The organism is Pedobacter frigidisoli (assembly GCF_032678525.1).
Taxonomy (GTDB): domain Bacteria; phylum Bacteroidota; class Bacteroidia; order Sphingobacteriales; family Sphingobacteriaceae; genus Pedobacter; species Pedobacter frigidisoli_A.
On sequence record NZ_JAVTSE010000001.1, the window covers coordinates 523,353 to 542,666 of the forward strand.

The following is a 19,314-nucleotide window of genomic DNA, read 5'->3' on the forward strand; positions in this document are numbered from 1 at the left end:
TTTTTATATTTTTGAAGAAGACTAAAAGATATCATGAGATTTATTGTATCCACATCAACTTTATTAAAACATTTACAAACTGTAAATGGTGCCTCGAGCAGCAGTACGGTTTTGCCTATACTGGAAAATTTTCTTTTCGAAATTAAAGACGGAAACTTAACGATCTCTGCTACTGATTTGCAAACGAGTATGACCACTGCTTTGCCTGTAGAATCGAAAGAGGAGGGTAAAGTAGCAGTTCCATCTAAAATTTTATTAGATACGCTTAAAACCCTTCCAGATCAGCCGATTGCTTTTAATATTGACGATACAACATTTGCGATTGAGATCAGTGCCGGGGATGGAAAATACAAGTTAAGTGGTGAAAATGGTGATGATTTTCCAAAGATTCCGGTTGTAGAGAATGCTTCATCTGTTAATTTGCCGGCATCGGTTTTAACAGAGGCCATTACAAAAACTATATTTGCGGTAAGTAATGACGAACTGCGTCCGGCAATGACTGGTGTATTTTGTCAGTTATCTCCACAGCACATTACTTTTGTAGCTACTGATGCACATAAGTTAGTACGTTATCGCAGAATGGACAGCAAGGCAGACAAAGCAGCCTCATTCATATTGCCAAAAAAAGCATTGACGCTTTTAAAAGGTGCGCTTCCATCTACAGATATTAATGTATCAGTAGATTATAACGCAACAAGTGCTTTTTTTAAGTTTGAAAATATTAATCTGGTGTGTCGTTTAATAGACGAGCGCTATCCTGATTATGAGGCAGTAATCCCTCAGAATAATCCAAACAAACTGATCATTGACAGAAGTTTGTTTTTAAACACGCTCCGTCGTGTTGTAATTTTCGCTAATAAAACCACGCACCAGGTGAGATTAAAGATTAGCGGCAGTGAGTTGAATATTTCATCTGAGGATTTAGATTTTGCTAATGAGGCACACGAGCGTTTAAGCTGTCAATATGATGGTGAAGATCTGGAAATTGGGTTTAACGCCCGTTTTATTATCGAAATGCTTAACAATTTAAGTGGTGATGAGGTTACTTTAGAGCTTTCGACACCAAACAGGGCGGGGCTTTTAATTCCTCAGACGAATGATGAGAATGAAGATGTGTTGATGTTGGTGATGCCAGTTATGCTAAATAACAGCTATTAACATACAGAAATTTTAGTTTTAACATTAAATGGCTTGGTTTTTGACCGAGCTATTTTTGTTTATAACCAAATCAGCTCGTATGAAAATCTTTACTAATCTCTCACTATTATTAATCGTTTTTTCGACAATCACCTTCACGGCCTGCAAAAAACATGACCCCGATGTGGTTGTAAAAGGTGAAGCAAAAATAAAAGTCGTGAATGCAGTAACAACTGAAGTTAATCAGGATGTTTATGTTGACGATGCTAAACTTACCACGAATGCTTTAGCTTATGGTGACGTGACGAGTTACGTTAAAATTGCTTCCGGGATGAGAAATATTTCTTTTACCAATTCACCTGCAGGTTCAACCAGTGCTTCTATGAATTTTACCCCATCTATTACCTACACCACGTTTCTGGTAAGCGACAGGAGTGGCAAACGTGAGATTGTTAATTATGAAGACAACCTGAGCAATACTGAAGTGGGGAAAGCCAAAGTCAGGCTAATTAGCTTAACACAGTCATTTGTAACGGGTATTAATGTAAGTGTTCAGGCTGGGACACAATTTGTGAATGCATTAGCTTATAAGGAAACGTCAAATTACTTTTCTATTGACGCTGATATCAACCTTCGCTACACGGTTGTAGGGTCGGGTAATGTTAAGACAATCGATAACTCAAAGTTCAGCCCGGGGAAAATATATACCATATGGTTTAGTGGTACCACTGCTGCGAACCTGGAAGCCCATGTGATCGCTGATAATTAATTTCAGAGATTAGTATGCTTTCTGTTATCTTTACGTTTTAATTGTTTAGCCTACATATATGAATAATCCGAGGTTTCTGTTCTCTAAAATATTTCTTCTGTTTTTTGTGATTTTGCTGGCCAGTTCCTGTATTAAAAATAATGGTATTTTAAGCGGAGATGCAAAGGTTAGGATATTTAACACGGTAATCTCAGATACTACTAAGAACTTTTATTTCAACAACAGGTTATTTAACGACCTGACTAGTGTTAGCGCCCTCGCTACTGCAACAAATTCATCTTATTTTGTAGTTGATGCCGATAAAGAGTATGTCATCGATGCGAGGAACAGTATTACTGCAAGATCCAGCGATACTTCTATTACAACCAAATTTGGTTTGGGTTTAAATTATTCTATCTACTACACCAAGGTCGACGCAACTTCCGGGAGAAAAGCCAAAATGGTTATTTATCAGGATACCGTAAGGCCAAATGCTAACATGGCCAAGGTGATGTTTATCAATATGGGATATACCCTGAATTCTTCAGTACAAATTACTAACCGGGCTAAAACGTTCGCGGATGCGCTGGCTTATGGCAAGAAATCAAAATACTACGAATTTACCAGTATTAAAAATAATCAGGCGACTATGTTATTTAATTTAGCCGATTCGACAGGGGTTGTGGATTCGATTAGTTTTTCGGGTTTGGCACTGGGCAAAGTTTATACTGTTATTCTGGAAGGTGCGGCAAACGGCAAGTTGAAGGAACGCCTGGTTTCGAACAATTAATTGTTGGAAAGATTACAGATAAAATCATTTGATATCCCTACTTTTGCCTAAAATCATATAACTTGGAATTACTACATCAACTTTGGGATTTTATTGCCCATATAGACGTTCACTTAGCAGAGATTATTCGCGATTATCAAACCTGGACTTACCTTATTTTATTCTTAATTATTTTCGCTGAAACAGGCTTTGTGGTTACACCATTCCTGCCTGGTGATTCATTGCTTTTTGCTGCGGGTGCGCTGATTGCAGGTGGAAACACCGGATTGAATATCTGGTTAATGCTGGTGATTTTAATTCTTGCGGCAATTACAGGAAACACCTTGAACTATAAACTGGGAACAGTGTTGGGTTCGGGTGTTTTTAAGGAAAACAATAAAATACTGAAGCTTAAGTATTATCATCAATCTCACGAGTTTTTTGAAAAGCATGGTGGAAAGGCCATTATGTTGAGCAGGTTTTTACCAATTTTCAGAACAATTGCTCCATTCGTTGCGGGGATTGCGAAGATGCCTTTCGGCCGTTTTACCTACTATAATATTATTGGCGGTATAACCTGGATTTTTGCTTTGTTAATAGGTGGTTATTTGTTGGGGCAAATCCCTGTTATCAAGAACAATTTCGAGATTGTTATTTTAACGATTGCTGTGGTTACTTTTGTTCCAGCAATATGGGCGGCCATAAAAAGCCGTATGGAGCCTAAGAAAATTGAAAAAATTATAGAAGGCGAAGAGTCTAAGTAGAATTGCTATTGAGGCGGGATTTACTCCCGCTTTTTTGTTTCAGCTATATTTCACGGCCAATTGGATTTCCATTCTGGTATTTCTTTTCAGCTTTCAATTCTGAGTTTTTCTCTTCGGGGTCCTGTTCAATTTTGACGAGGTTTTTTAGCTCAGGTTGTCCGGCATCTACCCACGCCGAATACCAATAGGATCCGATTTCCAGGATCGCTGAGCGCATCTGTTTTTCCACCATCTTGTCCATCATTTCGTGGTATTTTTTTGAATAGGCAAAGGAATATTGTTTCAGTACAGTATTGTTTCTTTCGCTAAAACTGTATTTCTGATCTGAGGAAAATGAAGCTGACAATTTCGCTTCGAACGTTAGCACAGTGTCGACTAAGCTATGTGTGTGCCTTAGTATTTTCCAGGCTTCATTAAGCGGGTTTTCAATGTAGATTGCCCGACCTACCAGGAAATTATAATTGGTAGAAAATAATTCGGGTAAACGGCTTTCCCAGAAGGCGTGGATTCCGACCTGGTTGGTGAGCTGGCCATTATGGTTATTTGTTGTATGGAGTGGAACATGAGCATCGCCAATGTAGTGCCCTAAATCTGCAGCGCATTTTAAGATTTTAATTGAATCCCTGGTTTTGAATGCATTGACCAGACTATAATAAGTTTTTTGGATTTGCCAGGGAAGTGTTCCATTTTTTTGTAGGTGTGCTTCCCCATATTTAGTTTTGGCATCGCTGAATTTTAGAGGGATGCTGTCTATCTTGTTTTCGTAATTTTCAACATCGAGATAATGCCTCGGTGCTTCGAGGCTATCTATATATCTCCGTTTATCGGGATCTACGGCATGTTGGGTAATATATTTGATATTTCTTTTATAGAATCCAACCATTTCAGCAGGTAGCGTGAAAACAGCGAGGTTATTGATTCTTTGGTGCGCAAAGAATCCCCAGGATGTACAAAGAAGAAGCGGGATGATTAACGCGGATAGAATCGTTAATCTTTTCATGCTGAAATATAATCATGTATTTTTAATTTTTCAACATTCTGAATGAAAACCAACCTAATAATGCAATAATTACGGACATTACTATCCATAGCCATGCTTTATTTTCAAATATTGGTTTAGGTATTTTTACTGAATATGCCGGATTTTTTTGTTCCTCTCCAATTATTGCGGGAGTTAAGTCTGCGGGGATTTTGCTTTGGAATTTTTCTATTTCATAGCTAGGCGCGGTGCTTTTCTCATTTCCGTAATATAGTGCGTAAGATAGTGCGGGATTATCGAAGCGGGCAATAATTTCGTAAATATTACCTTTTAGTTCCAAGTCACTTAGGCGCAGGGGCTGGTTGTCATTATTCTGGATAGTAATTCTCAATCCTGAAGTTATGGTGTTTGGGAAATGGTATTCTGATTTTTCAAATGAGCTGATTGTTCCCTGGTATAGGTTGGCATAATGATACCGGATGCCCTTATCGGTTTTAAAACTATCAGTTACATATTCGATTTTCAGGGGACGGTAGAAATCGAAAGTATTCATTGCTTTCAATTTTAGAAACGAAACCGGCACTGTGTTTTTCAGGGGAATTTCGATAATTGTTTCCTTTTGAACCGCATCATTCTGTATGTTAAAGCTTTTATACTTTACCTCCTGAGAGATTCCCCTGATGGTATCAATCCTGGAAATTTTAGCTGTTAACAGTTCAGGCTGGATTTGACTTTTTAGAGCAACTCTAAAATACTGATATTTTGAATCTGCAAAGTCCAGTTTAGTGAAATGATAATCGGTGCTTTTGTTTTTGATTGACAGGATGCGGTAATTGTTAAGTATGGTAAACCACTCTGTGTTATCATTACTTCCTTCGAGTTTAACCTGCCAGTCGAAATTCTGGTCTTTGAAGTTTAAGGTAATCTGGTTAATTGTGCTGACTTGTGGCGACTGGAAGGTAAATAAGTAGCCAGCAGCATTGGAGCTTTGGTTGATTTGTTTGAATGGGATATCCTGGCTGCTGATCAGTTCATCCTTTTGTTTCAAAAGATATGGTACTTCCAAAGTATCTTTATCATTTATGCCGAAGATTCTTAAATCATCAAATCCTAAACCTACGTGTTGATATAATCCTTCAGGCAGTTTGAAGCTATGCCAGGTTGCATTAACGCCGGTTATATTTCTTTTGAATTTGAAATTATTTGTTTGTGCTTTCGTAATGGTGAATAGCAGCGTGAATAACAAAAGCGTACTAATTTTCAGTTTTAGCATCATCAATAATTAAATGTTTGTACTTGTTATATAGAAAAGAAATGATGAGCAAGAGTACACCCAAGGAAACGAAAACTATTGTTTTGGAAATGGTACTGAGCGAATAAATATCGTAGAAAAATAGTTTTATCAGCGTAATACCAAATAAAACCATTGCTCCGATCCGAAGATGTTTTTTGTTTTTTGCCAGCCCCATGCTGATTAAAAACAATGCATAAATGCCCCAAAGGATACTCAGACCTAATTTGTCACTCGCCTCTGAATGTGATAGTTCCAGAATATTGATCATTTCGCTACTAAGTACCCATAAAATGGATATGTACAGTAGATAATCAAACATTGTTTTAAAATTATGCTTTAACAATCCTGAGCGCTCCAGCTGATGGCATTGAAAGATTAGCAGAGCAAAAAAGGCTATCGACAGATATCTTATAAATATATTAAAGGTACTTATGGTGAAATAATTTGTATCCGGAAAAAGATAATGGTCTCTTAGTTCGCTCAAGGTATAAAGCGCATGCGTTAAAAATAATATTATCACCCCTACATTGATGACCAGATTTGCAATTGCAAGCTCATTATTTTTCAGTTTTTTGAGATTGAGATAAGTGAGTGCTGATGCAAAAAATAAGGTGTAGATGTAGATCCAGGCGGTTTCAAGCGTTTCGTAATTATAGTTAAGTTCATACGTCTGGTCACCGGTTTTACTTTGGGGATGAAGACTGATCCTTGTTGATTGGATGAGGCTATTGAAATATTTTGAAATCTCCAATTTAAAGGATACGTATGTTGCTATGATTAAAATAGAAGGAATGGCATAAGTCAAAATCTGTCTTATCCAGTGCCATTCAGGCTGCAGTTCTGTTTTCGTTCTATCTATCCGAAGCATCCAGAAAAAACAGCTTATAAAAATACAGGCGGTTAAGAAACCTACATTTATTATTGGTGTCATGGGGGAGTCATTGCCATAATAAAAATCATAATAGGTCGTCCAATCTTGAAGGAGGCTTATAAATGCGAGGAATATGAGTGGAAAGGATAACTTTTCGTAGATAGCAATATGTTTTGCACGGGCGAGATAAAACAAGACGGCGGCCTCTACCGTCCAGAAGATTGTTACCCAGCCACCATTAAGCTGTACAGGTGCGGCTATTGTAATAAAAGTAATTACCATTGCCAAGATCAGGTAAAAAAGGTTTTTATCTGCAAGTTTATTTTTGTAGATGATTAAACTTACTACGAAGTGAATAACTGCGTTGGCTAATGTAAAAAGACCAAGTAACTCTACGCTATTTTTATTTTGCGCGAGTATGAAATAACCTATTCCATAAAATATAAAAGAGTTTAGAAGTAAAATTACCACGTCGCCAAATTCGAAAGTTTCCTGTTTAGTGATTTTATAGGCCAGGTTTGTGATGTAGAATGTGATAAAGAATATAGCTGAAAACAGCAATGATAGAGTAAAGAAATCAGCATTGGAGCTGAGGCCTAACCTCCATGTCAAAAATATGATCCATGATAATATGAAGGAGGCATAAAATAGTGGTTTCCAATATTTTTTAAAGCTTAGGATAAGAATACCGATGTTGATAATTGCCATGTAAGTAAACAACACTCCCACTTTTCCTGAACCATTGCTGAGTAAAAAGGGGACTGCATAAGCGCCAACGAGCCCAATATGCGCAATGACCTGTTTGTTATATTTTATGGCGGCCACTACGGCGAATGAGGTGAATACGACCATTAATAAAAATGCTAAAGCTTGCGGAATCAGGGCATAAAAATCGTAGGCAGCATAGGTGATAAAGTACATTATGGCAATGGCACCGCTCACGAGTACTGCGGAAAAGTTTTCGTAACGGGTTTTCAGTTTTATCGCAAATGCCATTAAACCTGCACCTACTGCATATCCTAAAATAATGCGTGTTAGCGGGCTGACCATATCGTGGTCGATGGCATATTTGGCGCCGATGGCAACACCTAAAATCAGGATGAGGATCCCGATTTTGCTGATAAGGTTCTCGCCAATGAATTTTTCGAAATCGGATTTAACTATGTTCTCTCGTTTAAAACGATCTGCAAAATTAACTTGTGGTTGGTTTACAGGGGATTTAAATCTTTCAGGAACCGGCTGCGACGGTACTGTATTGTTATGAACAGGTGTTGGCTGCGTTTTTAGTGGTGGGGGTACAGGTAAAGGACCTGTTTGTGATTTTGGTGACAAACCGGCGGTTCCAGTGGACTGCATTGCTCTTACCTGTTGTTTTAAGGCTTCGATTTCTTGTTCGAAACCTTGTTGCCTCAGTAGCAAATTCTCGAGTTTGACTAAAAGCAGATTTAACTGATCCGAATTATCCATTCTATATCTAGGTTGATGTGCGTAATTTACGTTAATAAATATAGGAATGAATTTTTAAGATTTATCCATATTCAATTTTGTATTTTTATCATTCAAAAAAGATGTATGGAATTATCGTGTCCGGTTTCTGCCGAAAGAGTTAATGAAAATGTAGTAAGGATTGTTGCTTTTATGGTTGCCTTAATTGAGATAGGCTGTATTTTGTTTTCAAATTATTGGGCAGTACTATATCTAGTTGCAGATTTTGCTTTGAGGGCTTTTACTTCGGGAAGGTTTAGCCTGTTGAAATTTATGGCCATTCATTTAGCTGGAGCATTGAGGTTTAAGCCTAAAATGACTGACCTGGCCCCAAAAAAGTTTGCGGCAACCATGGGCTTAGTTTTTTGCCTTCTGATTACCGCAACATTTATTTTTGAATTTCCGGTTGCTGCACTTATTCTCACATCGGTAATGACAGGTTTTGCATTACTAGAAAGCCTGTTGGCAGTTTGTGTAGGATGTTATGTTTATTCTATAATTCAAATGTTTAGCAGAACCAAAAGCTATTGATTTGCTGATTGGGTGAGAATATACTTCCTATTTTTCATCATTTTATTTTCAGTTCAATGCTGCCCTGACCTTTGGGGCTATCTGTGTCCCGAAAATTTCTATTGATTTCATCATCGCTGAATGTGAAGGCCCTCCAACATCCATGTGTGCTGAAAACCGGGTTAGACCAAATGTTTCTTCCATCGCGAGAATTTTATCTACCGATTCGTTCACGTCACCAATAATGAGTGCGCCATTGCTGCCTCTTCCGGCTTCAAATTGATTGCGCTGAAAGGGAGGCCAGCCGCGTGTTTTCCCAATTTTATTCATTTGAGCTGAATATAACGGGAAATAATAGTCGGAAATTTCCTGACTGTTTTCTCCGAACAGGGAGTGCATGTGTACGCCTACTTCAAACTTACTTATATCATGACCATAAGCCTGATATACTTTTTTATAGTAATCGAAAAGTGGTTTGAACTGTACAGGTTGCCCGCCGATGATGGCAAACATTACGGGTAAGCCCAATCTTCCTGCTCTTTCTACAGATTCAGGCGTACCACCAACGGCCACCCAGATTTTTAAATGGTCGTTAACCGCGCGGGGCAAGACTTCCTGGTTAGCTAATTCGGGGCGGAATTTACCTTTCCAGGTAATTTTTGGCTCCTTATTGATTTTTAGTAAGAGTTCTAATTTCTCTTCATAAAGTTCATCATAATCCTGAAGGTTATAGCCGAATAGGGGAAAGGACTCAATGAAACTGCCCCGGCCAGCCATTAATTCAGCCCTGCCGTTGGAGATTAAATCTACGGTAGCAAAATTCTGGTAAAGCTTAACCGGATCGGAAGAGCTTAACACAGAAACTGCGCTACTTAATTTGATGTTTTTTGTGACGGTTGCAGCGGCTGCCAGAATGATTTCAGGACTTGAAACCGCATAATCAGGGCGATGGTGTTCACCAATTCCATAGAAGTCCAAGCCGACTTCTTCCATCAGCTTAATTTCTTCTATAATTTCCTGAAGTCTTTGCTGTGCAGACTGAATTTCTCCATTTGCATTGATTTGCAAATCACCAAACATACCGATACCTAATTCCATTTTGCTAAGATTATTTAGCAAAAATAATGGATTCAGGGATAATGGCATTTGATGTATGGTAAGAAAAGAAGTTACATTAACAGGACTTCCGGTTACTCTATTTTCTTACCTTTCATGGCTGTAGAGATGGCTGCATCCATTACTCGTTCGGCAAAAGGCCGGGTAAATTCATTCAATTCGTCAGCTTTTTTGAGGATAGTATCTTTTTCCTGCGAGGCTAGTGCGGTTTTCAATGCTTCGATGTGGATTTTTGTTTCAGCGATTTCCTCAGATGTTAGATGTTCCTGGTGTTTTTCGATGAAACGTTCAGCTGTATAAAGAAGTTGCTCTCCTTCACTACGTGCTTCAATGAGCATGCGTTGTTCTACATCACTCTTGGCGTGGGTAATGCTATCTATGAGCATTTTTTCCACGGTATCATCATTCAAGCCATAACTTGGCTTCACTTCGATTTCCTGTTTTACTCCCGACCGCAATTCTATTGCCTGAACAGTTAGAATTCCATCTGCATTAAGCAGGAAGTTGATATCTACTTTTGGCAAACCTGCAGGCATTGCAGGGATTCCTTTAAGATCAAACTCAGCGAGTTTACGATTTTCTTTTACCAGATCCCGTTCCCCCTGGTAAACAGAAATTTTCATGTTTATCTGTCCGTCGATAGAAGTTGTGTATTGGCGGCCAGCTTTGGTAGGGACTTTACTGTTACGGGCAATAATCACGTCCATCAGTCCGCCCATAGTTTCAATTCCCAATGAAAGAGGAGTAACATCAAGCAATAAAATATCAGAGCGGTTTCCTGCCAAAACATCTGCCTGTATAGCAGCACCTAAGGCTACAACCTCATCGGGATTAATGTTATCCTGGGGTGTTTTGCCAAAGAAATTTTCTACAGCCTGTTTTACAAATGGGGTACGGGTTGATCCACCAACAAGAATTACTTCATCAATATCGGCGGCTGTTAGTTCTGCATCGTTCAAAGCATTTTTACAGGCGGTGATGGTTTCTTCCACCTTAGCTGAAATGAGTTCCTCAAAGGTTTGTTTATCCAGCGTACACCAGATTTCACCAACCTTTTCGTTGTACAAATTCTGGGCTGAGAGCGCTTTTTTGGCAGCTTCCGCCTGTAAACGTAGAGTTTGCATTAAAATATTGTCTTTAGCTACTATGCTCAGCTCAAGATTGTTTTTCTCCAGCCAGTAGTTTAGGATTGCACGGTCAAAATCATCGCCTCCCAGGTAAGTATTTCCATTTGTTGATAAAACTTCAAAAATACCGTTTTGAATTTGAAGGATAGAGACATCGAAAGTTCCACCACCCAGGTCGTAAACAGCAATCGTTTTCTGCTCGCTGGGATCGAGACCTATTCCATAAGCCAGGCTTGCTGCTGTTGGCTCGTTTACGATACGCATTACATCCAATCCTGCAAGTTTTCCGGCATCACGTGTGGCCTGGCGCTGGCTATCGTTGAAATATGCCGGAACGGTAATTACCGCGCGGTTAACAGGCGTTTTCAATGCGTGTTCAGCCCTTGCCTTAAGTTCTTTTAATATTTCTGCCGATAATTCTATAGGCGTGTAGAAACGATTCCCTGCCTGAATTTTTACTAACGCGTCAGTATCGTCATCAATGATTTTATAGGAGAAAATATCCTTGTGTTCGGCAACATCTTTATAAGAACGACCCAACAGTCTTTTTACAGAAAAAATAGTATTTGCAGGATCGGTTGTTAAAAATTCCTTTGCTTCGTTTCCAACAAGCGCTTCGCTTTGATTGTTGAAATAAACTACTGACGGAACGAGTATTCCTTTTCCTGCATCGTTTATCACCTGAGGATTTTTTTCAGGATTAATAAATGCTACCAGACTATTGGTTGTACCCAAGTCGATACCAACAATGATTTCTTCTTTCTGTAATGAACCTGTGGCCAGGTTAATCGATATTTTCGCCATGGGGCGAATTTACGTAATAGTTAATTTAAAATTGTTGGAATGTTGTAAAGTTGGCAGGTTGTTGGGAACACGTGCTTACTTTCTGTTTTTTTCTTCTATCCAAAGCGACATGTATTTTGTGCTTTGTAGTGTATGGTGATTTAAGATTTGCCCGATGAAATTTTTGTTCCGGTGAGCAGTTAAATCCAGTTTTTCTATTTCAGCAATAAATCCATCGGCAAAAGTAACGGCGCTATAACGGTTGTTGATAATAATTACACCTTTTTCCTGAGCTGACAGCCATATATTTTGATTCAAATACAACTCAACCGCCTTGTCAACAAATATTTCCAGATTATCTTCAATAAATCCACACCAATCAAAGTCGCCCTTCATGGCTTCGGCGCCGGTTGTTGTGGTTATTGATGGCGTTCCGGTGTGCATGGCATCGATGAACTTGCCCTTTACTCCTGCGCCAAACTGGATAGGGGCAATTAATACTCTGTGCCTGGCTATGGTTTGCTGGGCGTTTCCGGCCCGGCCACGAATAAAAAACTTTTCATTCTTATTATCTAATTGCAAAGCTTTTTGAGCGGCATATGCGCCATAAATGTTGATGGCCACTCCCGGTAGCTTTTTTCTGAGCAGCGGCCATACTTTTGTTTTCAACGTTTGAACGGTATTCCAATTTGGTTCGTGCAGGAAATTGCCAATAAAGATAAAATCGGCTCTATCATCAAACGGCACCCATTTTTGAATGGCTTCCTGTGTAATTTCTTTTTCGAGAAAGGGGAGGTAATATAGTAGAACGGGATCGATATTAAACTTATCCTGAAGGATTTCCATTTCCTTTTCGGAAATGATCAATGATATATCGCAGCGTAGTATCGAAGCTATTTCGCGCTTTGCAACGTCATTGTACAAATTCAGGGCTTCCTGCTTTTTACTGCCGATTTGACGGGCACTGCGAAGAAAGTGCAAATCTTCTGTATCTAATATCCGCATAGCCCCGGGGCATTCCTGTTGTACCCGCCATCCATACTGTTCTTCTATGATAAAGCGATCGAAAAGCACTACATTAGGATTTAGCTCTTTCAGCAAGCGGTTAAAGCTTTCATCGTTAAGTTTGATATGCCGTTCAGTTACTGCCTTTCCGGTAAAATCATAACTGAATTCACCTTTAGATGCAGCGGAAGCAAAAGTGACCATATAGCCTTTGCTTAAAAACAAATCGACCAATTGGATCATCCGAGTTCCTGCCGCCGACGAAGAGGGCTCAGGCCATACTAATCCAATAATCAATAATTTTTTCAGATCCATATTTATGTAGCTACAAAATAAGTGCTTTTTTCTGGCTCCCGCAGATAAATTTGATTTCCGCAGATTAAAAGCTATACCATCTTAATCTCCGGGACGTATTAAATGTATGTTAAATATTCTTAATTTTGCAGCTCAATTGATGATATCAGATGCTAGGATTAAAGTTGTTGACAGACCCACGCTGGGCAAATATTGCTGAATCTAATTTAGAGGAAATTCTATCCGACCATGCCTGGTGTGAGCAAAAGGCTGCTTCAAATGCGATTACTTTAATTACTCAAAATTCTGAACATCAGGATTTGGTTGAGGAGCTGACATCCATTGCCATTGAAGAAATGCAACATTTTCAGATGGTGATTGATATTATCAAAGAACGTGGTTATACTTTGAGCCGTGAGCGTAAGGATGATTATGTTGGCAGATTGGTGAAATTTAGCAAGAAAGATGGCAGCCGGAACCAGGCATTTATTGACAGGTTGCTATTTGCGGCGATGATAGAGGCCAGAAGCTGTGAGCGTTTTCGGGTACTTTCACTAAATATTAAGGATGAGTCGCTGGCAAAATTCTACCATGAACTAATGGTTTCTGAAGCGACACATTACACTACTTTCTTAAATTTTGCACGGAAGTATGCTATTGATGTTGATGTAGATAAACGGTGGAAGGAATGGCTGGAATTTGAAGGAGAGCTGATCCAAAGTTTCGGAACGAGGGAAGCTATACATGGGTAGCTGATTTGCGATGTAGGATTTGTGATATTTTGTTTTTAATGATTTTAGATTTATGCAGGTTCCATAACCAGATTACAATATCCTGGTAACTATCTGTTCCCTTTGGCTGGTTGTTCATTTTCAAAAATCTATCAAATGCTTTATCCATGTAGCCGAACATCTGTCCGTTGTATTTTCGCCAAAATTCTTTTTCGGTTTTAAAATCAGCTAAAATATCAGCCGAGAGTTTATCATGCAGGATTTTATAATCATCAGGAGATTTCATCCTGATTTCAAATAAGATATATCTCAACATTTCGTAATTGGCTGAATATTGGTAATTCACATCAGGACTATTGTTTGCGGTTAAATAACCTAAAAGATTGGCTTCATCCTCGTAGGCAATTCCCAACTGGTGCGCAATTTCGTGGCAGGACACATAAGGTTTTACAAAATCGGGGAGGGCCATGTTCATATTGGCCTCACCTGTTAGGGGGGCATAATAGCCTTCAATACCTGCTTTGCTGGTTAGCCAGGCACTTGAAACTGCTTTTAAACAGGGGTAAGGATATTTAAATAATGGATTTTTATGTTCCATTAAGTTGTATGCCGAGGCTGAGTTATTTTCCAGGTCTTTTACGGTATAGACCATGTTTTTATTTTGTTTGAGCTTTAACATATTTGTTTTACTCACAAAATAATCACCCAATAAAACCAATTCTTTAAGGCTGTATTTCTCATTTCCCATGCCTAGCTCCTCGCTAACGCTCGGTCGGCTGTAGTTTAACCCCCATGATAGTTTAAACAGGATGTAAAGGATTAAAGAGAAATTTAAAACCTGTAGCGGAACTATAATTCTGTGTTTAATCTTTAATTTTTTACGGTGTAGGTAAAACCTGATAATTTTATACAAGACATAGCCAATCAACGCTATGTAAACGATATCGCCTAATGCAAAGGGGAAAAATGTGGAAACAAAGCGAAGTGCCGAGGAAATGTAAGGGTAAATGCCCAGGCTGTAATATTTTTTAACAATGTAAGGGAAGAAGCCAATAATAAAAATCCCTGCTGATAGGGTAAGCAACACGGTAAATTTACTGAAGATTTTTTTATTGGGCTGCATTGAATTTTAGCTAAAAATAATAATCATCATTATAATTACCACAATAAATATTGGTCTTAACCAGGCTTGCTGTTCTGCTTTACGGATATAGCCGTCGGTTCTTAATTCCATCGAGAATAGAATTTCGAACCAGGTATGCAGAGGACTGAAAATGAAGTCCAAAATAGTGTATGATTCTCTGGCTGTTTTCTGCTGTTCCAGTCTGGTGTGTTTTTGTCCCAGGTAAATATGATGGTTGATTTCGGTTTCGGGAACATTTCTGGTTTTTAATTCTGCTTTAGCCTCTTTATAGGCAATTTCCGACCAGTCGTGAGGATGACTTACAATTTCAAGGAGCTGTTTGTTAGTCCGTTCTTTTATCGGCGGAATGGGTTGATCCATGGTGAGCTAGTTAGATATTAATTTCTTTGTATCGCGTTTTGGTGTTGATATGGATCAGGCGAAAAAATGATAATCTGAAAACTTTAAATTCAGTATTGATTATTTATTATAGTGGCCTCTCCAAGAATATAGGTTTAGAACACTGTTTGTTGTATCATAAAACAATTCTGACTATTGCCTTATCTTCATTTTTGGGACGAATGATTAAAGTTTCCATTTTGATATTGCCTAATAAATAAATATAGCAAACCTATCTTTCGAAAGTTAGTCGCTTACCAATCTGATCGGTGGTGAATCTGCCTTTTTGGTAAGCCAGGTTTCCTGATACAAAAGTGTGAGTAACGCTTGCCTGGAAGGTATCGCCATCAAACGGACTCCATCCACATTTGTAAAAGTTATTCAGCTTTGTTACTTTCCATGAGTCGTTTAAATCAACCAATACTAAATCTGCCCAGTACCCTTCACGGATAAAGCCGCGCTTTTCAATATCAAAACATATTGCCAGGTTATGTGCTGTTTTTTCGACAATTTTCTCCAGCGAGATCTTCCCTTGTAAATGCATCTCCAAAAGAGCAGGAAGTGCATGCTGAACCAAGGGGCCTCCTGAAGGTGCCTGAGCATATGGTTGATTTTTCTCTTCCAAGGTATGTGGTGCATGGTCGGTTGCTATCACATCGATATTGTTATTGAGTACACCCTGAAGAATACCATCCTGATCTGCTGAAGTTTTTACAGCTGGGTTCCATTTAATGAAATTACCCTTAGTTGCGTAATCAGTATCGTTAAACCAAAGGTGATGCACACATGCTTCCGCAGTAATCTTCTTATCCTTCAATGGGATAGTGTTATCGAACAATGAAATTTCTTTTGCTGTAGAAATATGAAGGATATGCAGGCGGGTTTGATATTGCTTTGCCAGTTCAACAGCTAAGGATGAAGATTTATAGCAAGATTCGGCACTGCGGATAAGCGGATGCATATCAATGGTTAAGTCATCACCGTATTTAGCTTTAAATTGCGCGAGGTTATGGCGGATGGTTGCTTCATCCTCACAATGGGTAGCTACTAAAATCGGCGCTTTGCTAAAGATGTTTTCCAGTGTCTTTTCGTTATCAACCAGCATATTTCCGGTTGATGATCCCATGAATACTTTTATTCCACAAACATTTTTCGGGTTTGTTTTAAGTACCTCTTCGATATTGTCGTTGCTTGCTCCCATATAAAATGAGTAGTTAGCCAGAGAACTTTCTGCTGCAATTGCATATTTATCGGTCAATAGTTCCTGCGTTAAGGTATTGGGAATCGTATTGGGCATTTCCATGAAGGATGTTATACCTCCCGCAACGGCAGCCATGCTTTCAGTGAAAATATCGGCTTTGTGCGTTAAGCCCGGTTCGCGAAAATGTACCTGGTCATCAATCATTCCTGGTAAAAGATATTGTCCTTCAGCATTTATTTCTGTTGCACCATTTGCAGAGAGGTTCTGACCAATTTTCGCAATCATTCCATTTTGTACTAATACATCGGCAACAAGTTTCTGCCCTTCATTTACAATTGTGGCGGCTTTTATCAGGTAAGTATTCATGGGTTCAAAGTTAAAAATAGATTTGAGAAGTTTGATGTGAGATTTTCGAAACGTAGGATGAGGTTGGGCGGGTAAAAGGAGAGTTCAAACCCTCAACCTTAATCACTATCTTTGCGGTCTATGGCAAAATCTTTCGAGGAATTTAAGTTAAACAGGCAAATTTTAAATGCAGTTGCGGATGCAGGTTACACCGTTGCGACGCCTATCCAGGAGAAGGCTATTGGTCCGGTACTATCGGGACAGGATATTTTTGGTATCGCTGAAACAGGAACTGGAAAAACTGCGGCGTTCGTATTGCCGATATTAATGCAATTGAAATATGCGCAGGGTGAAAACCCAAGGGCATTAATTTTGTCTCCTACACGAGAACTGGCCATGCAGATTGCTGAACAGGTGAAGTTATTTTCAACGTATACCGATTTGCGTTCGCTGGTGATTTTTGGCGGAATCGGCCCAAAAACACAGAAAGAACGGATTGCAAAGGGGGTTGATATTTTAATTGCTACTCCGGGCAGATTTTTAGAATTATACCTTGCCGGTGATATTAATACACAAAGCCTGAAGTTTTTGGTGCTGGATGAGGCAGATAAAATGATGGATATGGGCTTTATCGGTTCGATTCACCGCATACTTGAAATTGTTCCGCGTAAACGTCAGAACTTATTATTTTCGGCAACAATGAGCGACCTGGTTCAGAAAATAGCCGGAGATTTTCTTAAGAATCCAACGATCATTGAAACTTCGCAACAGGCAACGCCAGCCGCAAACGTTACGCAAACATTATATCATGTACCAAATTTCAAAACGAAGATTAATCTGTTGCAGTATTTGCTCAAGGATGATGAGGCTTTTAGCCGGTTGATTATTTTTTGTAAAACTAAAACGGTTGCTGATAATATTTTCAGTTTTATTGAACGGAGGTATGGTGCGGAAAATGTTAGGGTAATACACGCAAATAAGGGGCAGAATACGCGGATCAATTCAATAAATAGTTTTAAAGAAGGTAATATCAGGGTTTTGGTAGCTACAGATGTGGCCAGTAGAGGGATAGATGTAAGCGATGTAAGCCACGTTATCAATTTTGATGTGCCGATTATCATCGAAGATTATGTTCACAGAATTGGGCGGACAGGAAGGGCATTTGCAAAAGGCGACGCTATTACTTTTGCTACGGAGGCTGAACAGTACTATATCAGAAAAATTGAAAAGTTGATCCGCCAACATATTCCTGTATCTGAAATACCTGCCGGTGTTTATATTGACGAAACGCCTTATGAAGAACGCCAGCACATTGCCCGGGAAATCGATATGCAAAAGCGTAAGGATGATCCTGATTTTAAAGGGGCTTTTCATGAAAAAAAGAATGCGAAAGTAATTGAGCAAAAAGCCCGAGATAAGGCTAAAGCAAAATCAGGTAAGCAGATAAAATCTTTCAAAAAAGGCAAACGTTTTGATAAGAAAAAATAATGAAGTTTAGAGTAACGCCTTTAAATATCATCAGCTCAATTGCGTTTGCTTTTTTGATGGTTAGTCTTTTTCAACCACGTGGAGGAAATCAGCCATTTGATATGAGTGGTTTTTATAAACTCATTCTGGGATGTTTGATTCTCGTAACATTTATTACCGATTTGATTTTTCGCTTTACCTTAAAAAGTTTGAAACGAATCTGGATTATTGAATCGATTTTCATTCTGATTACCGTAATCCTGATGGTAATATTACAAAAAGTAGCATAGGCAAAAGGCTAATTATTTATTAAAATCAGCATCTTTGCAAGCGTAAAAAATTAAAATGAAAACAGCAGAAATAAAATTAACAGTTGAGTTAGACGAAGCCAACAATCCAGATAATATCCTTTGGGAGAGTACTGACTCTGGAAATGCCGATAAAGTACCTGCGAAAGCAATGTTCTTATCAGTTTGGGATCATAACTATAAAAATACATTGAAAATTGATCTTTGGACTAAAGATATGCCTGTTGATGAGATGAAAAGGTTTTTTTATGAAACTTTGCAAACTATGGGTGATAGCTTTTTAAAGGCTACAAATGAGACCTTGATTGTAGAAGATTTACGTGATTATTGTGCACATTTCGCGGAGAAAATGGGTATTATTGAGGGGCAGTAATTGTTAAATTAAAAAACTCAAAACATCTATGTTAGTGTTAAACAAATTCAGGGCCTGGTTGGGTGTATTACTTTGTGTAATTGCTGCATTTTGCCCCATGTTAAAAGTTCCGATTAAGGGTAACTGGAATTTATATCAGTCGGATGCCAGATTGTTCCTGATTACATTTGTGATTATAGGGTTATCTGTACTTTTCCTTTTTATCAGGAAAGCCGGGGCGTTCAAGTTTATGAGCATTGTAATGACTACATGGTTCATTCTGGCTGTTGTAGCTGTATATTTCACAGCAAATAACTATACAAAATATGGTTTCGCAAATAAGTTGATCGGTAAAGTTGTCCACTTCCAGTGGGGTTGGATTGTATTTCTGGTAGGAGTGATTTTTATGTTATTTAGCACAAAAAAGGGAGAGCAACTGAGCGCCTAATTCAGTGTAAGGTATTTAAGCCTCTTTTGACGAAATCAAAAGTGGCTTTTTTTATGGA

19 protein-coding genes are annotated in these 19,314 nt (G+C 38.7%); 10 read left to right on the forward strand and 9 right to left on the reverse strand.

Annotated features, from left to right (window positions below):
- The first annotated feature begins 33 nt into the window (after positions 1-33).
- From dnaN to R2Q80_RS02285, 4 genes are all read left to right on the forward strand, one after another.
- The gene (gene dnaN, locus R2Q80_RS02270; RefSeq protein WP_047797611.1) at positions 34-1,158 is read left to right on the forward strand and encodes a DNA polymerase III subunit beta; all 1,125 of its coding nucleotides are present in this window, start codon (positions 34-36) and stop codon (positions 1,156-1,158) included.
- A 79-nt stretch (positions 1,159-1,237) separates the two neighbouring features.
- Positions 1,238-1,906 (forward strand): DUF4397 domain-containing protein, encoded by a 669-nt coding sequence (locus R2Q80_RS02275; RefSeq protein ID WP_316798022.1) that lies wholly within the window; start codon positions 1,238-1,240, stop codon positions 1,904-1,906.
- A 58-nt stretch (positions 1,907-1,964) separates the two neighbouring features.
- Positions 1,965-2,675, forward strand: a complete 711-nt coding sequence (locus tag R2Q80_RS02280) for a hypothetical protein (protein ID WP_316798023.1) — start codon at positions 1,965-1,967, stop codon at positions 2,673-2,675.
- A gap of 62 nt (positions 2,676-2,737) precedes the next feature.
- Positions 2,738-3,418, forward strand: a complete 681-nt coding sequence (locus R2Q80_RS02285) for a DedA family protein (protein ID WP_316798024.1) — start codon at positions 2,738-2,740, stop codon at positions 3,416-3,418.
- A 43-nt stretch (positions 3,419-3,461) separates the two neighbouring features.
- Here R2Q80_RS02285 and R2Q80_RS02290 read toward each other — a convergent pair whose 3' ends face one another.
- Genes R2Q80_RS02290 through R2Q80_RS02300 form a run of 3 tightly spaced genes read right to left on the reverse strand, consistent with a single transcriptional unit; the run spans position 3,462 to position 8,029 of the window.
- Positions 3,462-4,418 carry a zinc dependent phospholipase C family protein gene (locus R2Q80_RS02290; protein WP_316798025.1) on the reverse strand — a complete coding sequence of 319 codons (957 nt, stop codon included), beginning with the start codon at positions 4,416-4,418 and terminating at the stop codon, positions 3,462-3,464.
- 22 nt (positions 4,419-4,440) lie between these two features.
- Positions 4,441-5,673 (reverse strand): DUF3999 family protein, encoded by a 1,233-nt coding sequence (locus R2Q80_RS02295; RefSeq protein WP_316798026.1) that lies wholly within the window; start codon positions 5,671-5,673, stop codon positions 4,441-4,443.
- The gene (locus R2Q80_RS02300) at positions 5,651-8,029 is read right to left on the reverse strand and encodes a DUF2339 domain-containing protein (protein WP_316798027.1); all 2,379 of its coding nucleotides are present in this window, start codon (positions 8,027-8,029) and stop codon (positions 5,651-5,653) included. Before R2Q80_RS02300 ends, R2Q80_RS02295 begins: the two co-directional genes overlap by 23 nt.
- Before the next feature lie 105 nt (positions 8,030-8,134).
- Between R2Q80_RS02300 and R2Q80_RS02305 the strand changes: the two genes are divergently transcribed.
- Entirely contained in the window at positions 8,135-8,578 is a 444-nt protein-coding gene (locus tag R2Q80_RS02305) for a DUF4395 domain-containing protein (protein WP_316798028.1), read from the forward strand.
- A gap of 48 nt (positions 8,579-8,626) precedes the next feature.
- Here R2Q80_RS02305 and R2Q80_RS02310 read toward each other — a convergent pair whose 3' ends face one another.
- From R2Q80_RS02310 to R2Q80_RS02320, 3 genes are all read right to left on the reverse strand, one after another.
- A complete protein-coding gene (locus R2Q80_RS02310) occupies positions 8,627-9,655 on the reverse strand; it encodes an Atu2307/SP_0267 family LLM class monooxygenase (protein WP_316798029.1) in 1,029 nt (342 codons plus the stop codon).
- Positions 9,656-9,747: 92 nt separating this feature from the next.
- The gene (gene hscA / locus R2Q80_RS02315; protein ID WP_316798030.1) at positions 9,748-11,604 is read right to left on the reverse strand and encodes a Fe-S protein assembly chaperone HscA; all 1,857 of its coding nucleotides are present in this window, start codon (positions 11,602-11,604) and stop codon (positions 9,748-9,750) included.
- A 75-nt stretch (positions 11,605-11,679) separates the two neighbouring features.
- Entirely contained in the window at positions 11,680-12,903 is a 1,224-nt protein-coding gene (locus R2Q80_RS02320) for a glycosyltransferase (RefSeq protein WP_316798031.1), read from the reverse strand.
- Between the two features lie 149 nt (positions 12,904-13,052).
- On the opposite strand from R2Q80_RS02320, the gene R2Q80_RS02325 reads away from it, so the two are divergent.
- Positions 13,053-13,634 carry a tRNA-(ms[2]io[6]A)-hydroxylase gene (locus tag R2Q80_RS02325; RefSeq protein WP_316798032.1) on the forward strand — a complete coding sequence of 194 codons (582 nt, stop codon included), beginning with the start codon at positions 13,053-13,055 and terminating at the stop codon, positions 13,632-13,634.
- Here the strand turns inward: R2Q80_RS02325 and R2Q80_RS02330 are convergent.
- From R2Q80_RS02330 to R2Q80_RS02340, 3 genes are all read right to left on the reverse strand, one after another.
- Entirely contained in the window at positions 13,621-14,736 is a 1,116-nt protein-coding gene (locus R2Q80_RS02330; protein WP_316798033.1) for a DUF3810 domain-containing protein, read from the reverse strand. The genes R2Q80_RS02325 and R2Q80_RS02330 overlap by 14 nt on opposite strands.
- Positions 14,737-14,742: 6 nt before the next feature.
- Positions 14,743-15,117 (reverse strand): hypothetical protein, encoded by a 375-nt coding sequence (locus R2Q80_RS02335; protein ID WP_316798034.1) that lies wholly within the window; start codon positions 15,115-15,117, stop codon positions 14,743-14,745.
- Between the two features lie 250 nt (positions 15,118-15,367).
- Positions 15,368-16,702, reverse strand: a complete 1,335-nt coding sequence (locus tag R2Q80_RS02340) for a dihydroorotase (protein WP_316798035.1) — start codon at positions 16,700-16,702, stop codon at positions 15,368-15,370.
- A gap of 120 nt (positions 16,703-16,822) precedes the next feature.
- Here R2Q80_RS02340 and R2Q80_RS02345 point away from each other — a divergent pair, with 120 nt between their 5' ends.
- Genes R2Q80_RS02345 through R2Q80_RS02360 form a run of 4 tightly spaced genes read left to right on the forward strand, consistent with a single transcriptional unit; the run spans position 16,823 to position 19,256 of the window.
- Positions 16,823-18,169 (forward strand): DEAD/DEAH box helicase, encoded by a 1,347-nt coding sequence (locus R2Q80_RS02345; RefSeq protein WP_316798036.1) that lies wholly within the window; start codon positions 16,823-16,825, stop codon positions 18,167-18,169.
- Positions 18,169-18,438 carry a hypothetical protein gene (locus tag R2Q80_RS02350; RefSeq protein WP_316798037.1) on the forward strand — a complete coding sequence of 90 codons (270 nt, stop codon included), beginning with the start codon at positions 18,169-18,171 and terminating at the stop codon, positions 18,436-18,438. The genes R2Q80_RS02345 and R2Q80_RS02350 overlap by 1 nt, the downstream gene beginning before the upstream one ends.
- A gap of 55 nt (positions 18,439-18,493) precedes the next feature.
- The gene (gldC, locus tag R2Q80_RS02355) at positions 18,494-18,829 is read left to right on the forward strand and encodes a gliding motility protein GldC (RefSeq protein ID WP_010602534.1); all 336 of its coding nucleotides are present in this window, start codon (positions 18,494-18,496) and stop codon (positions 18,827-18,829) included.
- A 28-nt stretch (positions 18,830-18,857) separates the two neighbouring features.
- Complete coding sequence (locus R2Q80_RS02360) at positions 18,858-19,256, forward strand: hypothetical protein (protein WP_316798038.1); 399 nt, start codon at positions 18,858-18,860, stop codon at positions 19,254-19,256.
- Positions 19,257-19,314: the final 58 nt, after the last annotated feature.

Coding starts and splice junctions, on each gene's coding strand:
- dnaN (WP_047797611.1), top strand. CDS start 34: ATGAGATTTATTGTATCCACATCAACTTTATTAAAACATTTACAAACT.
- R2Q80_RS02275 (WP_316798022.1), top strand. CDS start 1,238: ATGAAAATCTTTACTAATCTCTCACTATTATTAATCGTTTTTTCGACA.
- R2Q80_RS02280 (WP_316798023.1), top strand. CDS start 1,965: ATGAATAATCCGAGGTTTCTGTTCTCTAAAATATTTCTTCTGTTTTTT.
- R2Q80_RS02290 (WP_316798025.1), bottom strand. CDS start 4,418: ATGAAAAGATTAACGATTCTATCCGCGTTAATCATCCCGCTTCTTCTT.
- R2Q80_RS02295 (WP_316798026.1), bottom strand. CDS start 5,673: ATGATGCTAAAACTGAAAATTAGTACGCTTTTGTTATTCACGCTGCTA.
- R2Q80_RS02300 (WP_316798027.1), bottom strand. CDS start 8,029: ATGGATAATTCGGATCAGTTAAATCTGCTTTTAGTCAAACTCGAGAAT.
- R2Q80_RS02305 (WP_316798028.1), top strand. CDS start 8,135: ATGGAATTATCGTGTCCGGTTTCTGCCGAAAGAGTTAATGAAAATGTA.
- R2Q80_RS02310 (WP_316798029.1), bottom strand. CDS start 9,655: ATGGAATTAGGTATCGGTATGTTTGGTGATTTGCAAATCAATGCAAAT.
- hscA (WP_316798030.1), bottom strand. CDS start 11,604: ATGGCGAAAATATCGATTAACCTGGCCACAGGTTCATTACAGAAAGAA.
- R2Q80_RS02320 (WP_316798031.1), bottom strand. CDS start 12,903: ATGGATCTGAAAAAATTATTGATTATTGGATTAGTATGGCCTGAGCCC.
- R2Q80_RS02325 (WP_316798032.1), top strand. CDS start 13,053: ATGCTAGGATTAAAGTTGTTGACAGACCCACGCTGGGCAAATATTGCT.
- R2Q80_RS02330 (WP_316798033.1), bottom strand. CDS start 14,736: ATGCAGCCCAATAAAAAAATCTTCAGTAAATTTACCGTGTTGCTTACC.
- R2Q80_RS02335 (WP_316798034.1), bottom strand. CDS start 15,117: ATGGATCAACCCATTCCGCCGATAAAAGAACGGACTAACAAACAGCTC.
- R2Q80_RS02340 (WP_316798035.1), bottom strand. CDS start 16,702: ATGAATACTTACCTGATAAAAGCCGCCACAATTGTAAATGAAGGGCAG.
- R2Q80_RS02345 (WP_316798036.1), top strand. CDS start 16,823: ATGGCAAAATCTTTCGAGGAATTTAAGTTAAACAGGCAAATTTTAAAT.
- R2Q80_RS02350 (WP_316798037.1), top strand. CDS start 18,169: ATGAAGTTTAGAGTAACGCCTTTAAATATCATCAGCTCAATTGCGTTT.
- gldC (WP_010602534.1), top strand. CDS start 18,494: ATGAAAACAGCAGAAATAAAATTAACAGTTGAGTTAGACGAAGCCAAC.
- R2Q80_RS02360 (WP_316798038.1), top strand. CDS start 18,858: ATGTTAGTGTTAAACAAATTCAGGGCCTGGTTGGGTGTATTACTTTGT.